The sequence below is a fragment of the Flavobacterium ginsenosidimutans genome, from assembly GCF_003254625.1.
Lineage (GTDB): Bacteria > Bacteroidota > Bacteroidia > Flavobacteriales > Flavobacteriaceae > Flavobacterium > Flavobacterium ginsenosidimutans.
The window spans coordinates 1-16,330 of the sequence record NZ_QJRJ01000064.1 but is presented as its reverse complement, the minus strand read 5'-3'; the positions used below and the strand labels follow the sequence as shown (position 1 = coordinate 16,330).

Genomic DNA, 16,330 nt, shown 5'->3' with positions numbered 1-16,330 from the left:
GAGTCGCTAAGATTCTAAGTTGCTAAGGTTCTAAGCTTTTTTAACAATCGAAAAACGTACTATTTGTTATTTCGACGAAGGAGAAATCTCCGCTAGAAGCTCGACAAAAATTTGCGACTTTGATTGTGGAGTTACTTGCGGAGATTTCTCCTTCGTCGAAATAACATAAAATGAGAGAATACTACAAATAAAAAACCCGACAGATTTTTAAAATCTGTCGGGTTTACTTTTTATAAAAACTTAGAATCTTAGTATCTCAGATTCTAAGTGACTTTAATTACTTCACAAATTCCACAGCTTTAGCAAGCGCCTCAGCAATTCCGTCAATATTTTTACCTCCTGCAGTTGCGAAGAAAGGTTGTCCTCCTCCTCCACCTTGGATATATTTACCTAATTCACGAACTACTTGTCCAGCGTTTAAGTTTTTCTCAGCTACAATCTCTTTAGAAACATAGCATGTTAACATTGGTTTTCCGTCCTGAGCAGTAGCTAAAACTAAAAATAAATTATTATAAGAATTTCCTAATTCGTAAGCTAAATCTTTTGCTCCTTCAGGATTCAAATCAACTTGTTTAGCCAAGAACTGAACTCCATTGATTTCTTGTAATTCTTTAGCTAAATCAGCTTTCATATTTTTAGCTTTATCTTTCAATAAAGTCTCCAATTGTTTTTTCAATTGAGCATTTTCGTCTTGTAATGCCTGAATTGCTTTTACAGGATCTTGAGCATTTTTTAAAGCTTCTTTAATTTCAGTTAAAGAAACAGCCTGAGACTCAAAATATTCTTTTGCAGCTTCACTTGTGATTGCTTCAATCCTTCTAATTCCAGCCGCAACTGCACCTTCTGAAACAATTTTAAAGTGCCAGATATCAGATGTATTGGCAACGTGCGTTCCTCCACATAATTCGACAGAATCTCCAAATTTAATAGTACGAACTAAATCTCCGTATTTCTCTCCAAACAAAGCAATTGCTCCATCTTCAAGAGCTTGTTCTTTAGGAATTCCTCTTTTTTCGATTAATGGTAAACTCTCGCGAATTCTTGCATTTACAAAGTTTTCTACTTCTAATAATTCTTCATCAGAAACTTTAGAAAAATGAGAAAAGTCAAAACGCAAAGAAGCATTTCTTACCATAGAACCTTTTTGCTCAATATGAGTTCCTAAAATCTTACGCAAACCTTGGTGCAATAAATGCGTAGCCGAGTGGTTTGAAGAAGTTTTAGCTCTTTGAATTTTATCTACAACAGCATTAAAAGTTCCAGTAATATTATCTGGCAACGATTGTGTTAAATGTATCGTTTGGTTATTTTCTTTTTTGGTATCGATAATATAAACGATATCTCCGTTTTGAGCTTCTAAATATCCTTTATCTCCCGTTTGTCCTCCGCTCTCTCCATAAAAAGGAGTTGCATTGAAAACCAATTGGAAAATCTCTCCGTCTTTAACACTTTCTACTCTTCTGTATTTCGTAATTTTTACTTGCTGAGATAATCTGTCATAACCAACAAATTCCTGAATATCATCCTCAACAATTACATTCCAGTCACCAGCAGTTACTTTTGATGCTGCACGAGATCTTTCTTTTTGCAATTGTAATTGTTCCTGGAATCCTTTTTCGTCTAATTTCAATCCTTTTTCTGAAAGAATCAAAGCGGTTAAATCGATTGGAAATCCGTAAGTATCGTACAATTCGAAAGCTTTTTTACCATCGATTGTGTCTCCGTTATTATTTAAAATTACAGCATCTAAAAGAACTAATCCTTGATCTAATGTTCTTAGGAAAGAATTTTCTTCTTCACGAATAACATTTGAACAAAGTGCTTTTTGCGTTCTGATTTCCGGGAAAGAATCTCCCATTTGCTCGCTTAAAGTTTCAACTAATTTGAAAATAAATGGCTCTTTTGTTCCTAAGAAAGTAAATCCGTAACGAATAGCACGACGTAAAATTCTACGAATTACATAACCTGCACCCGTGTTAGAAGGCAACTGTCCATCAGCAATAGCAAAAGCCACCGCACGAACGTGATCTGCAACTACACGAATGGCAATATTCATTTTATTTTGTTCTTCACTAATGCCTGTTACATCATTAGTTGTATATTTTGCACCTGTAATAGTTTCAATTTCTCTAATTAAAGGCATGAAAACATCGGTATCATAGTTTGATGTTTTTCCTTGTAATGCCATACACAAACGCTCAAATCCCATTCCGGTATCAACGTGTTGTGCAGGAAGTTTTTCTAAAGAACCATCTGCTTTACGGTTGAATTCCATAAATACATTATTCCAAATTTCAACAACTTGCGGGTGATCATTATTAACTAAACTTTTTCCAGAAACCTGAGCTTTTTCTTCTTCAGAACGTAAATCAACGTGAATTTCAGAACAAGGTCCACATGGTCCTTGATCTCCCATTTCCCAGAAATTATCTTTTTTATTTCCAAGAATAATTCGATCTTCATCAATTAATGTTTTCCAGATATCCCAAGCTTCTTGGTCAAACGGAACATTATCTTCTTTACTTCCTTCAAAAACAGAAACATAAAGATTTTCTTTTGGAATTTTGTACACTTCTGTCAATAATTCCCAAGCCCAGTTGATTGCTTCTTTTTTGAAATAATCACCAAAAGACCAGTTTCCTAACATTTCAAACATCGTGTGGTGGTAAGTATCAATACCAACCTCTTCAAGGTCATTATGTTTTCCTGAAACACGAAGACATTTTTGCGTATCGGCTATTCTTGGACTTTTTGGAGTTCCGTTTCCTAAGAAAAATTCTTTAAACTGGGCCATTCCCGAGTTATTGAACATCAAGGTTGGGTCATCTTTAAGGACAATAGGAGCTGATGGGACAATTGTATGCCCTTTACTCTCAAAAAAATCTAAAAATTGTTTACGTACGTCTTGTGATTTCATATTTAAATTAGAAAAATGTGTCTGTTTTAATGTGTCAATTTGAAAATTAGATGATTAGCTAATTTATTCATTTGATGATGCGTTAAGTTTTTTATAATGTAATTAAAAAACTTATAATTTAAACAATAAATTACCTATTTTGCGCATTATCTTAATGATAAAATAGCCCCAATATCTAATCATTAATTCTTGTAAAAAAGAGCCGGACGACTGAAACATTTAGCAGTTTCCTTCGACTAACTCATTTTACAAGGTGCAAAAATAGCGTATTTTAAAATATGGCGAAAGTAAAATATTATTACGACTCAGAAAATCTGGCTTATACGAAAATAAAAACCAGAAAAAGGATTAAAATCGGTTACGCATTACTGTTTTTATTGGCTTCAGCACTATTTGGCTTTTTAGTTTTCGTTCTTTTAATTAACACTCCTTATTTCGAGACTCCAAAAGATCGTTTACAAGCACGTGAAATCGAAAATTTAAAACTGCAATATGCCATTTTAAATAAAAAATTAGACGAAATTGACGAAGCTGCAGACGCATTAGAAGAACGTGACAATAATATTTATAGAGTTTATTTTAATAAAACTGAAATTCCAGATTCTATCAGAAAAGCTGGTTTTAGAAGTTCTCAAAGATATAAAGCTTTAGAAGGTTATAATAATTCTCAGCTCGTTTTAAATGCAACAAAAAGAATTGACAAACTGTCAAAACAATTGGCAATTCAGTCTACATCTTTAGACGAAATTTTAAAATTGGCTGGAGCCAAAGAAAATTTATTACTTGCAATTCCTGCCATTCAGCCAGTTCGAAATGAAAATTTAAAACGTGTTGCGTCAGGTTTTGGATACCGAATCGATCCTTTCACGAAAGTGCGAAAAATGCACAACGGAATGGATTTTACCGCCAATACTGGAGCTCCCATTTATGCAACAGGTGACGGAGTTGTAGATAGAGCTGACAACACAGCCTCTGGATACGGAAATCATATTGTGATCAGGCACGGTTTTGGATATGAGAGTTTATACGCCCACTTAAGCAAATACAACTGCCATCCTGGACAGCGAGTTAAAAGAGGTGATGTTATTGGTTTTGTTGGAAGCACAGGAAGATCAGAAGGTCCGCATTGTCATTATGAAGTTCATAAAGATGGTAAAGTAGTTAATCCGCTTAATTTTTATTACGGAAATATTTCGGCTGCCGAGTATGTGGCAATTTCGCAAATGGCAAACCAAGAAAATCAATCATTAGATTAATAAGATTAATATTCCGAAAAAATAGTATTTTTGAAATAAAATAGAAAAAAACGAACCATGCATATTGAACTTTCTAAAGACAAAAGATATTACAGTATTGGCGAAGTTGCCAAAGCTTTTAATGTCAATGCCTCTTTGATACGATTTTGGGACAGCGAATTTGATATTCTTAAGCCTAAAAAAAATGCAAAGGGAAACAGAATGTTCACGCCTGAAGATATTACAAACCTTCAGCTAATTTACCATTTAGTAAAAGAAAGAGGATTTACGCTTGAAGGTGCAAAAACACACTTAAAAGAAGGTCAGAAGAAAACGTTAGATAAATTCGAAATAATACGTAAATTAGAGTCGATAAAAACGCAATTGAACGACATCAAAAACGAATTGTAATTAAAAATAGAAATAAACTTAAATCAAAACAAATATGAAAAAGTGGTTAATCCCTGTAGGAATTATTGTAGCACTTATTGCTATTATCGCATTTTGGTCGATTGGTATTAAAAATACTGCTTTACAACACAGTCAAGCTGTAAATAAAGAATGGGGAAATGTTCAAACGGCTTACCAAAGACGTAATGATCTTATCGGGAATTTAGTAAACACTGTAAAAGGTGCCGCTGACTTTGAAAAAGGAACTTTAACTGCAGTAATCGAAGCTCGTGCAAAAGCTACTTCGGTAACAATTGATCCAAGTAATGTAACTCCTGAGCAATTAGCAGCATTTAACCAAGCTCAAAGCGGTGTAAGTTCATCATTATCAAGATTATTGGTTTCTGTTGAACAATATCCAACTTTGAAAGCAAACGAGAATTTCTTAAAATTACAAGACGAATTAGCAAGTACTGAAAACCAAATTTTAACTGCTAGAACTCGTTTTAATGAAGCTGTACAAGTTTACAACGGATATATTTTAAAGATTCCAAACAACTGGTTCTTGAGCGAATACAAAGAAAAACCATACTTTGAAGCATCTACTGGAGCAGATAAACCTGTTGAAGTAAAATTCTAAGAAATTTTTAGACCATAATCTAAAATCTACAACCTAAACTCTAAAATCATTTTCATGTCAAAAGTAGAAGATTTTTTAACCAAAGAAGAAGAGCAAGAAATTGTTGAAGCTATTCGTATGGCTGAAAATAATACTTCTGGCGAAATTAGAGTACATATAGAAAAAACAACTTCTAAAGTCCATTTTGATAGGGCTTTAGAAGTTTTTCATGAATTACGAATGGATGAAACTAACCTAAAAAATGGCGTATTACTCTATTTTGCAGTTGACGACAAAAATTTTGTAATCTGTGGAGACAAAGGAATTAATGATTTGGTTGCCAATGATTTTTGGGACTGTACCAAAGACATTATGACCAATCATTTTAAAGCTGGAAATTTTAAACAAGGAATTGTTGACGGTATTTTAAATGCTGGAGAACAGCTTAAAAAATATTTCCCTTCTCAAGAAGATGATGTAAACGAATTATCTAACGAAATCTCAAAAGGATAAATAATGAAAAATTCCAAAAATAAAATCTCAAATTTCAATAGAATTTTTCAGATTACTCTTTTGTTTATCACATTATTCATCAGCAATAGTATTTTTGCTCAGTTTGATATTCCCAAAAAACCAGATTTTCAAACTTCTGTTTACGATTACGCTAACATTTTAAGTTCGACAGAAAAAACGCAATTAGAAGAAAAGCTAATTCGCTATTCAGATTCTACATCTACCCAAATCGTAGTAATTACTATTGAAAGCTTAAAAGGTGAAGACATTGGTATTCTTACGCCAAAATGGGCTCAAGAATGGGGAATCGGACAAGCAAAGGAAGATAATGGCGTTTTAATTTTATTAGCTAAAGCCGAAAGAAGAATTTGGATTTCGCCAGGTTATGGACTTGAAGACCGATTAACTGCAGGTATAGGCGGAGAAATTACTCGAAATATTATCATTCCTGAATTTAAAAAAGGAAGCTATTACAACGGTCTTGACAAAGGAGCCGATGCTCTTTTTGATGTTTTTAAAGGAAAATACAAAGGCGAACGCAAACAAAGCAAACAAAAGGATTTCCCTATATTTCCTTTTATTGCCATTATTGTAATTATTCTGATTCTGGTTTCTCGAAATAAAAGAGGCGGTGGAGGAAATTCTGGCAATAATGGCGGTGGCGGCCCTAGCTTGCTTGACGCTATTATTCTGAGTAATCTTGGAAGAAGTAGTGGCGGATTTGGAGGCTTTGGCGGCGGATCATCTGGCGGTGGTTTCGGCGGAGGCGGAGGTTTCGGTGGGGGCTTTGGCGGCGGCGGATTCTCTGGAGGTGGTTCTGGAGGAAGCTGGTAATTTATTCTGGTTCTAATTTTCATTGTTTGAAGTTTCAGGTTTAGGTTTCAATCTTAAAAAATCATACATTTACACTTTACAATTTATTAATAGATGTTATCACATAAAGCAAAATACGCCCTTAAGGCCTTACTTTATTTAGCAGAACAAGACGAAAATCACATTTCTAGAACTGTAGAAATTGCTGATGGCGCGAATATTCCAAAAAAGTTTTTGGAGCAGATTTTATTAGATCTAAAACGCGGTCGTTTTGTGAGCAGTAAGCAAGGAAAATTTGGCGGTTATTATCTGATAAAATCCAAAAATGACATTACTTTGGCAGAAATTCACCGATTATTTGACGGTGCAATTGCACTTTTGCCATGCGCTTCTTTAAATTTTTACGAGCCTTGCTCTGATTGTAAAACCGAGTCCGAATGCAGTCTGCGTCACGGTTTAATGCTAATTAGAGACAAAACTTTGAAGGCTATGGAAGGCATTACAATCGCCTCATTGGTAAAAAAATAAAAAAATATTTTCTAAAGTCTAGTAAATCGATAGAATTAATTATATATATTTGCCAAAAATAATTAACTAATCATTTACAAAATTTTAACTCATGAAAGTACATTCTAGTAAATCAGGTGGACAAAATCTTTTGCAAAAAAAACATAATTATAATTTCACAACCGTGAAAACTGTTTCATCTATGATGTGTATGTGTTGGTAAAAAAAATTTAATATTAAATTCTACTAATCACATATACTTAATATAAAAAATGAAAACATCTATAAAAAATATACTTACAATACTTGCAGTTTTAACATTCTCAATCTCATTCGCACAAAACATTGAAGGAGTTGTAACCACTGATCAAAATATTCCTTTAGAAGCAGCTAACGTGGTAATTAAAGGAACCACTTTTAGTACAATCACAAATTCTGAAGGGCGCTTTTCTATAGAATCTCAAGGAAAATTACCTCTTACACTTTTAGTTCAATACATTGGTTATAATACCGCTGAACTTGAAATTACTTCAATTCCAGCTTCTCCAATATTGATAACTTTACGTGAAGAAAATAAACTTGTCGAAGTAGTAGTTTCTTCAAGAAGAAGAATCGAAAAAGTACAAGATGTACCAATTGCCGTTTCTGTTGTTACAGGAAAACAAGCAGAAGCAGCTGGAGCATTTAACGTAAACCGTATTAAAGAATTGGTTCCATCTGTTCAATTGTATTCTTCTAACCCAAGAAATACAGGAATCAACATTAGAAGTTTAGGTTCACCATTCGGACTTACCAATGACGGTATCGATCCTGGAGTTGGTTTCTATGTAGACGGTGTTTACTATGCACGTCCGGCAGCTACTACTTTAGATTTTATCGATGTAGAACAAATTGAGGTTTTACGTGGTCCACAAGGTTCTTTGTTCGGAAAAAACACTACTTCTGGAGCTTTTAACATTACTTCTCGTAAACCAAGTTTCACAACAGGTGCTGATTTTGAGCTTAGCTACGGAAATTATGCTTTTTTACAAGCTAAAGCTTCTGTTACAGGAGCATTAGGAAAAAAAGTGGCTGGTCGTTTATCTTTTTCTGGAACACAGCGTGATGGTTTAATCGATAACGTTGCTACAGGAAGACCGACAAATACTTTAAATAATCAAGGTTTTAGAGGACAATTATTATGGACTCCTACAGAAAATACAAACGTTACTTTTGCAGGTGATCTTACAACACAGCGTCCTGACGGATATGCGCAGGTTGTTGCTGGTGTTGCCCCTACTAAAAGGGCTGCATACCGTCAGTTTGATGCTATTATCGCCGATTTAAATTATCAATTGCCAAGTTTAAATGCTTTTGATCGTAAAATTGATCATGATACTCCTTGGCGTTCTGGACAAGATTTAGGAGGAGTTTCATTAAATGTTGATACAAAAATTGGAGGCGGAACGCTTACTTCTACAACAGCATGGCGTTTCTGGAATTGGGATCCATCAAATGATAGAGATTTTACAGGATTACAAGTTTTAGCTAAATCTCAAAACCCAACAAGACAAACTCAAATTACGCAAGAAGTTCGATATGCAGGACAATTAACTTCAAAAATTAGTGGTGTTGCAGGAGTATTCTTTATAGACCAAACTTCTCAAACAGACGGAACTGAAGAATCTGGAGATGCACAATGGAGATTTTCTCAAAGTTCAACAAGTTCATTATGGGCAACTCCTGGACTTTTTGAAGGGTACGGAATTCATACTGATGCAAGAATCAGGGCTTCTAGTGCGGCTGTATTTGGACAACTTGATTGGGCAATTACAAACAGATTCCATATTTTACCAGGTTTGAGATATAATTTTGATAAGAAAGATGCTAGTTACTCTCGTAAAACTTACGGAGGTCTTCAGACTACAGATCCTGCCCTATTAGCTTTGAAAAAATCTGTATACTCTGATCAAGCATTTGATTCAGATACTGACAACACAGATTTTTCTGGAAACTTAACGCTTACTTACAAAGCATCTGACAAAATCAATGCTTATGCAACATTTGCTAAAAGTTACAAACCAGTTGGAGTTAACGTAGCTGGACTTCCAACAAACTCATCAGGACAGCCAATGACTGAACTTGCAGTGGTTAAACCAGAAAAAGTATATCATTACGAAGTTGGAGTAAAAACATCTCCGTTTAAAAACTCTATTTTAAATTTAACGCTATTTAATACTGATATCAAAGATTTCCAAACTAACGTTCAAGCAGCTGAATTAGGTGTAAACCGTGGTTATCTTGCAAATGCTGATAAAGTGCGTGTAAGAGGTGCTGAATTGGATGCGAGCTTTGTTATCAATTCACATGTAACGATAAATGGTGCTGCAACATATACAGATGGTAAATATGTAAAATTTACAAATGCACCGCTTCCGCTAGAAGAAACAGGACTTACAGTTGATGGAGTTCAAGTAGCTTATAAAGATGTTTCTGGAACTGATTTACCAGGTGCTTCAAGATGGGCTGGTTCTCTTGGAGGTGAGCTTTCTGATCATGCAAAATTCTTTGGTAATGCTGGAAAAATTTTCTTTGCTGCTGATGGTTATGCTCGTTCTGAATTTTCTTCAAGCCCTTCGGCTTCAAAATATTTAGTAGTTCAAGGTTATGCAATCTTTAATGCTCGTTTAGGTTTCCGTGCTTCGCAAGGTTTATCTATTCAAATTTGGGGAAGAAACCTTTTCAATAAAGATTACTATGAGCAATTATTGCCTGCAAGTGGTAACACAGGACAATATGCTGGAGTTCTTGGTGATCAAAGAACTTACGGAGTTACTTTTAAGTATTCACTGTAAGCGGTTAGGTTAGTTAGTTTTAGTATTAAAAACGAGATGCATTTTAGGATGTGTCTCGTTTTTATTTTCACAAAAAAAATTATAAAACAGATTTTAAAATAAATAGAAATGAGATCAATTGTATAAATTCGCAACCTGAATTTACCGCTTTTGAACAGATCTTTTAGATTTCTTTTTATTATAATATTTGCTTGCCAGCTAATTACAGCTCAAAATCAAAGAAATATCGACCAGCAAACCTTAACCTGGATTCGATACTATAATATTTTTCCGTTATCTGAAAAATGGGCTCTCCATTCTGAATTTGACAATCGAAGCTTTGTAAACCCTGTTCATGAAAATCTTTTTGTCCTTAGATCTCAAGCTCGTTATAGAGCAAATAAAACAATAGATTTAGGTGCTGGATTTGCTTTTTTTAGCGTGAACACACAAAATCCGCATGTTGATCCTGATTATTCGGTTCCTGAATATCGTGCTCAGCAAGATATGACCTTAATTAATGATATTGCGAAAATTACTTTTCATAACCGTTTTCAGCTAGAAGAACGATTCATTCAAAAAGCAGATAAAAACGGATTATTGGACGAATTCTCCTATGCTTTTAGATTTAGGTACCGTTTACAATCCATGTTTACCCTTTGGGAAAAAGAAGGCAGAAGCATAAAAGGAACTATTTCTGATGAAATTTTATTCAATTTCGGAAAAGATAATCGCAGAAACACTTTCGATCAAAACCGATTTTATGTTGCTTTACGTTATCATTTCACACCAAATCTTGGTTTAGAATTGGGATACTTAAAAAACTTTCAAAGACGTGCCAGCGGTGTAGATTTCTATGATCGTGACATTATTAGGTTTACGGTTTATCATCGAATTAATCGGAAATTTTAGATTTTAGATTTTAGATTTTAGATTTTAGATTTTAGATTTTAGATTTTAGATTTTAGATTTTAGATTTTCTAATAAAAAACCGGAAATCAAAAATTTGATTTCCGGTTTTTTATTAATCTTTGTCACTTTGCTCCTTAGAACCTTAGAACCTCATAACCTCAAAAAAAAATCAAGACCCTCTTTGTCTCTTTCCTTTTTTACCTTCTGCAAAGTTTCCGATTTTATACGCTAAAGAAAACATTACATAACGTTTTAAGACCGTATTTTCTTCATCTCTAATCGATGTTGCCGAAATGGTTCTTGTAGCACTTTGATTCTGATTTAAAACATCATAAACTTTAATTTTCGCATATAATTTTTTATCCAAAAATCCGTAAGACAAACTCGTGTTCCAAAGGAAAAAATCCTTTTTAAAATCACCTGAAATATTTGAATTATAAGTGTATCCAAAATCATTTCCAAAAATCAAATTAGCTGGCCAATAAGAAGTTGTCTGCAGATTAATTCTATGAATTACGTTTGAAGTTGCATCTCTTGAATAATTCTCGTATCTAGTTTCATTGTATGATAAACTATAAGATGGTGCAATCGAAAGCACTTCTCCATAATCGTAAGAAGCATAAACACTTGGCGTAATGACAACAGATTTTGCATTATAAAGAACAGCATTGGTAAAGCCTTTATCGAAATTATAATTACCGCTCAAGCGAAGACCATATCTAATGGTATGCGCATCTTTTTTAATCTGCTGATTCCAGTTTCCGCCAATCGAAGCCGAATAAGCTCCTGAGATATTTACATAAGTCGTATTTCTTTTCCCACTTTCATCATAAATAGAAGTCGAAACGACGTCATTGTTATAATAATCGCCTCTAAGGAAAAGACTATATCCTGAACGCGTTCTAAAATCAAAATTTCTGAAATCAACTCCTGCACTGTTTTTCTCAATCGGATTCAAATTAGGATTTCCAATTACACTATTAAGCGGATTATTTAAGTTTGCAACTGGCATTAATTGCGTTGCAGACGGAAGCGTATTCGAATAATCATATTTAAAAGTCAAATTTCTCGAACGATCAAATTTATATCGAAGCTGTGCATTTCCATAAGGAAGCATATATCTTTTATTCAGATCGGTTGCTTGATTTAAATAGAAAGAATGATTGTCAAACTCTACAATTGATGTTCTCGAATTTAAATTAAGAGTGAATTTACTTTTCTGTAAAGTAATTCCAACTTTTGGCGTAATCGAATTTTGTTTTGATGTCGTGTAATTTGTCAAAGATAAATTCAGATCAGAATACTGCTGTTCTGTTTCATCAAAATCAAATGTTTTTTGATCATTAATCGAATTCTGCCAATTAAAATCAGTTCCAAAACGCACGCGAAGCGAATCTGTAATTGGCTCTGTATATTCTAAATCAATGGCATAATTATCACTTTTAGATGTGTTTTTAGCATTTTGATTTCTTTCGTCATTTGGTTTTGCGTCCTGATAGAAAATAGTTTCAGAAACGTTGATTCCATCAGAATCACTCTTAGTGTTATTATTATTAAAAACAACGCTCAGATTTCTCGATTTCTTTTCGAATGTTTTATTGAAATTGATGCTGTTCGCAAAATTCGTATTCGAACTTTCATTATGCGAAGTTGCTGTGCTTTCGTTCAATGCTTCACCATTTTCATTTTCAGAATATGTCGAAGAAGAAGAATCACTATTTGACTGCGAAAGGCTTAATTTTGGAGCAAAAACGATCTGCATCGTCGGATCGATTTTATATTCTAATTCGAAATTTACGTTGTTTCCTGTATTTTCATTTTTAGTCTTAGAATCTGCTTCGGTCAAAATATTTCCGGTCGGCAAGAAACTCAATTGATTTGATTTGCTATCATTTTTGGTTACGGCATTTGTGAAATTATAACTGCTCATAAATTCCAAATCCTTTGTCCAATCATCTGAATAATTAATTCCGGCCAAAGTAGACTGTGTAATTCCTTTTGCGCCACTACTAGCGCCCTGACCTCCTTTTGCATTTCGTCCGCCACCCATATTATCAAAAACCTCGTCCATAGAAAATCCAGTTGAATTGATATTATTGGAAGAAGCCAAAACACTTATTTTTTGTTTGTTTTTGAAAAAGTTCATCATCAAACTGCTTTCGTAGCGTTCGTCAGAACCATATCCGCCAAGAACTTTCCCAAAATATCCTTTGTTTTTCTTTTCGTCAATAGTGATATTAACTGTTGAATAATCTGAACTCGATTCTTGTTTTGCAAGTTCTTCTTTTTTGGTTTTAAAATCAGAAACCTGAACTTTTTTAATGATATCTGCGGGAAGGTTTTTAATCGCGATCGCTCCGTCTTTGTCGAAAAATGCTTTTCCATTTACTAAAACCTGATTGACTTCTCGCCCATTTACCGTGATTTTCCCCGAATTATCAACATCAAAACCAGGCAGTTGCTTCAATAAAGTCTCCACATTCGCATCTGGACGAACTTTATATGAAGGTGCATTAAATTCTAAAGTATCTTTTTTAATGGTAATTGGAGGAGCTTCAGATTTTACTATAACTTCATTTAGAACATTTGCATTTTCAATCATATACAATTTCCCAAAGTCTTTACTTTCTGTAAGTCCTTTTTGCTCTTCAAAATAAGCTTGATATCCAGTATAATTTACTTTTAAGAAAACCGGTTTATCATACTTTTTAGTATTTATAACAAAATTTCCATTTTTATCTGTTGTAGCATATTCGATAATTGTGGAATCTTTTACAGCAGTAAAATAAACGGTAGCAAGTTCAAGCGGAAGCTGGCTGTTAATATCAATTACAGTTCCTTTAATAACAATATTGTTCTGGGCGTTTGCCGAATAAACAAAAACTAAAAACAATAAAAACGAATAAATTCTGGTCATAAAATTAGGTTGGTTAGATCGATAAGACTTAAAAAAACACAAAAGGTTTAATTGTGTTTTTTACATTTATTCAAATATAATGCCAATAAAAAATGGATCTTATAATTATAAAGGCACAAAACATAAAAAAATCCCCTATTCTAGGGGATTCTATTTTTTATTTTTCTCTGATATAAATGTCGATTGGAACTCCAGCGAAATCCCATTTCTCTCTAATTTTATTCTCCAGATATCGTTTATAAGGTTCTTTTACGTATTGCGGTAAGTTTGCAAAAAACACGAATTGTGGTGTTTGAGTTGGCAACTGCATACAATATTTAATTTTCACATATTTACCTTTCATTGCTGGCGGCGGATAAGCTTCAATTACTTTCAACATATATTCGTTGAATTTTGAAGTTGAAATTCTTTGTTTTCTGTTTTCGAAAACCTGAACCGTAGCTTCCAATGCTTTTAATAAACGCTGTTTTGTTAAAGCAGAAACGAATAAAATTGGCACATCTGTAAAAGGCATTAATTCTTTTTTTATTTTCTCTTCGTAATCACGTGTAGACATAGTATCTTTTTCTACTAAATCCCATTTGTTTACCAAGATTACAACACCCTTACGGTTTTTCTCAGCCAACCAGAAAATACTCTGATCCTGACCTTCAAATCCGCGAGTTGCATCGATAACTAATATACAGATATCTGCATGCTCGATTGCACGTACAGAACGCATTACAGAATAAAATTCTAAATCTTCTTTTACTTTTGCTTTACGGCGAATTCCCGCTGTATCAACCAAATTAAATTCGAAACCAAAACGGTCAAATTTAGTATCAATTGCATCACGAGTTGTTCCAGCAATATCTGTAACAATATAACGGTCTTTACCAATCAAGGCGTTGATAAAACTAGATTTTCCAGCATTCGGACGTCCTACAACTGCAAAACGAGGCAAATCTTCTTTAACCTCAACTTCTGGTTTTTCTGGAAAAGCTTCGATTAAAGCATCTAATAAATCTCCAGTTCCGCTTCCTGAGATACTTGCGAAAGTAAAATATTCGCCTAAACCAAGGTTATAAAATTCAACTGCATCTTTTTCGCGCATTGCGTTATCAACCTTATTTACAGCCAATAAAACTGGTTTTGTTACTTTACGAAGTAATTTTGCAACAGTTTCATCCATTGGCGTAATTCCTTCTTCAACATCAACCACAAAAATAATAACATCGGCTTCGTCAATAGCAAGCTCAACTTGTTTACGAATTTCACCTTCGAAAACGTCATCAGACCCTCGAACGTATCCACCTGTATCAATGACAGAAAACTCTTTTCCGTTCCACTCGCTTTTACCATAGTTTCTATCACGGGTAACCCCAGATACTGAATCTACAATAGCTTCTCTTCTTTGTATCAGCCTATTAAACAGGGTCGATTTCCCCACGTTAGGTCTTCCTACTATCGCAACAATGTTATTATTCATTTTTTTTTGAATTTTAGACTTTAGACTTTAGATTTCAGATTTTTAGCTACCTAAAAACCGAATCACTAATAATCTAAATGCCTTATTTAAATTTTTTGCAAAGGTAGTTAAAAAAAGTTGCTGAGATGCTAAGTTTCTAAGTACCTAAGATTTTATATTTTTTACGCGATATTTCCTGATATATTTTAGTTCTCAGTCGCAGTCACAGTTTTCAGACTGAGACTGTAAACTGCGACTGAAAACTTCTTTTATTGATTATATCCGAAACGTTTCAGCATATTGGCGTTGCTTCTCCAGTTTTTGTTCACTTTTACATAAAGCTCAATGTGAATTTGTTTTCCGAAGAATTTCTCTAAATCGGCACGGGCATCGGTTCCTACTTTTTTCAAAGCTGCACCTTTATGTCCAATGATGATTCCTTTTTGCGTATCGCGTTCTACCATAATTACTGAACGAATTCTGATAATAGTATCAGTTTCGTGAAATTCTTCTGTTACAATTTCTACTGCGTATGGAATTTCTTTAGCGTAATTCAATAAGATTTTCTCACGAATTGTTTCGTTCACAAAGAAACGCTCTGGTTTGTCTGTTAATTGATCTTTTGGATAATAAGCTGGAGATTCTGGCAATAATTCGATAATTCTTTCAAAAACTTCTGGAACGTTGAAGTTCTGCAAAGCCGAAATTGGGAAAATTTCTGCATTTGGCACTTTCTCTTTCCAGAAAGTAACTTGCTGTTCTAATTGCTCTTGATTTGAATTATCAATTTTATTTAAAAGTAATAAAACCGGAATTTTAGCATGAATGATTTTATTAAAGAAAGCTTCGTCTTTAAGATCCTGCTCGCCAATTTCGACCATGTAGATTAAAATGTCAGCATCTTCAAAAGCCGATTTTACAAAGTTCATCATAGATTCCTGCATTTCGTATGCTGGTTTGATGATTCCAGGAGTATCAGACAAAACTAACTGAAAGTCTTCTCCGTTTACGATTCCTAAAATCCTATGACGTGTAGTTTGTGCTTTTGAGGTAATGATCGATAATCGCTCTCCAACGAAAGCGTTCATCAATGTTGATTTTCCAACATTTGGATTTCCGATAATGTTTACGAAACCTGCTTTATGTGACATTTTTTGTTTTATTTATTTTGCAAAGGTAGTCATATCAAGTCAATACAGAAAATAAAACATTTTTTAAAGTTTTCGTTGGAAATCTAAAAAATCGCC

General features: G+C 33.8%; 12 protein-coding genes. 8 read left to right on the top strand and 4 right to left on the bottom strand.

Features of this window, described 5'->3' with window-relative positions:
- Nucleotides 1-277: 277 nt before the first annotated feature.
- Entirely contained in the window at nucleotides 278-2,917 is a 2,640-nt protein-coding gene (alaS, locus tag DM444_RS02115; RefSeq protein ID WP_111283522.1) for an alanine--tRNA ligase, read from the bottom strand.
- A gap of 278 nt (nucleotides 2,918-3,195) precedes the next feature.
- Here alaS and DM444_RS02110 point away from each other — a divergent pair, with 278 nt between their 5' ends.
- The 8 genes from DM444_RS02110 (at nucleotide 3,196) to DM444_RS02075 (ending at nucleotide 10,719) form a co-directional block, all read left to right on the top strand.
- Nucleotides 3,196-4,173 (top strand): peptidoglycan DD-metalloendopeptidase family protein, encoded by a 978-nt coding sequence (locus DM444_RS02110; RefSeq protein WP_111283520.1) that lies wholly within the window; start codon nucleotides 3,196-3,198, stop codon nucleotides 4,171-4,173.
- 57 nt (nucleotides 4,174-4,230) lie between these two features.
- The gene (locus tag DM444_RS02105) at nucleotides 4,231-4,563 is read left to right on the top strand and encodes a MerR family transcriptional regulator (protein WP_012023968.1); all 333 of its coding nucleotides are present in this window, start codon (nucleotides 4,231-4,233) and stop codon (nucleotides 4,561-4,563) included.
- Between the two features lie 34 nt (nucleotides 4,564-4,597).
- Entirely contained in the window at nucleotides 4,598-5,182 is a 585-nt protein-coding gene (locus tag DM444_RS02100) for a LemA family protein (protein ID WP_111283518.1), read from the top strand.
- A gap of 54 nt (nucleotides 5,183-5,236) precedes the next feature.
- Nucleotides 5,237-5,674: a TPM domain-containing protein gene (locus DM444_RS02095; RefSeq protein ID WP_111283516.1), complete on the top strand. Its 438-nt coding sequence runs from the start codon at nucleotides 5,237-5,239 to the stop codon at nucleotides 5,672-5,674.
- A gap of 3 nt (nucleotides 5,675-5,677) precedes the next feature.
- Nucleotides 5,678-6,508: a TPM domain-containing protein gene (locus tag DM444_RS02090; RefSeq protein WP_111283514.1), complete on the top strand. Its 831-nt coding sequence runs from the start codon at nucleotides 5,678-5,680 to the stop codon at nucleotides 6,506-6,508.
- A gap of 93 nt (nucleotides 6,509-6,601) precedes the next feature.
- Entirely contained in the window at nucleotides 6,602-7,015 is a 414-nt protein-coding gene (locus DM444_RS02085; RefSeq protein WP_012023964.1) for an RrF2 family transcriptional regulator, read from the top strand.
- A gap of 251 nt (nucleotides 7,016-7,266) precedes the next feature.
- The gene (locus DM444_RS02080; RefSeq protein WP_111283512.1) at nucleotides 7,267-9,828 is read left to right on the top strand and encodes a TonB-dependent receptor; all 2,562 of its coding nucleotides are present in this window, start codon (nucleotides 7,267-7,269) and stop codon (nucleotides 9,826-9,828) included.
- Between the two features lie 150 nt (nucleotides 9,829-9,978).
- On the top strand, nucleotides 9,979-10,719 hold the full coding sequence (locus DM444_RS02075) for a DUF2490 domain-containing protein (RefSeq protein WP_239455561.1): 741 nt from the start codon (nucleotides 9,979-9,981) through the stop codon (nucleotides 10,717-10,719).
- A 169-nt stretch (nucleotides 10,720-10,888) separates the two neighbouring features.
- Here DM444_RS02075 and DM444_RS02070 read toward each other — a convergent pair whose 3' ends face one another.
- The 3 genes from DM444_RS02070 to era all read right to left on the bottom strand — a co-directional run bounded on the left by DM444_RS02070 (nucleotide 10,889) and on the right by era (nucleotide 16,234).
- A complete protein-coding gene (locus tag DM444_RS02070) occupies nucleotides 10,889-13,636 on the bottom strand; it encodes an outer membrane beta-barrel protein (RefSeq protein ID WP_111283510.1) in 2,748 nt (915 codons plus the stop codon).
- Between the two features lie 157 nt (nucleotides 13,637-13,793).
- Nucleotides 13,794-15,104: a ribosome biogenesis GTPase Der gene (gene der, locus DM444_RS02065; protein WP_111283508.1), complete on the bottom strand. Its 1,311-nt coding sequence runs from the start codon at nucleotides 15,102-15,104 to the stop codon at nucleotides 13,794-13,796.
- 248 nt (nucleotides 15,105-15,352) lie between these two features.
- Nucleotides 15,353-16,234: a GTPase Era gene (gene era, locus DM444_RS02060; protein ID WP_111283506.1), complete on the bottom strand. Its 882-nt coding sequence runs from the start codon at nucleotides 16,232-16,234 to the stop codon at nucleotides 15,353-15,355.
- Nucleotides 16,235-16,330 lie beyond the last annotated feature (96 nt).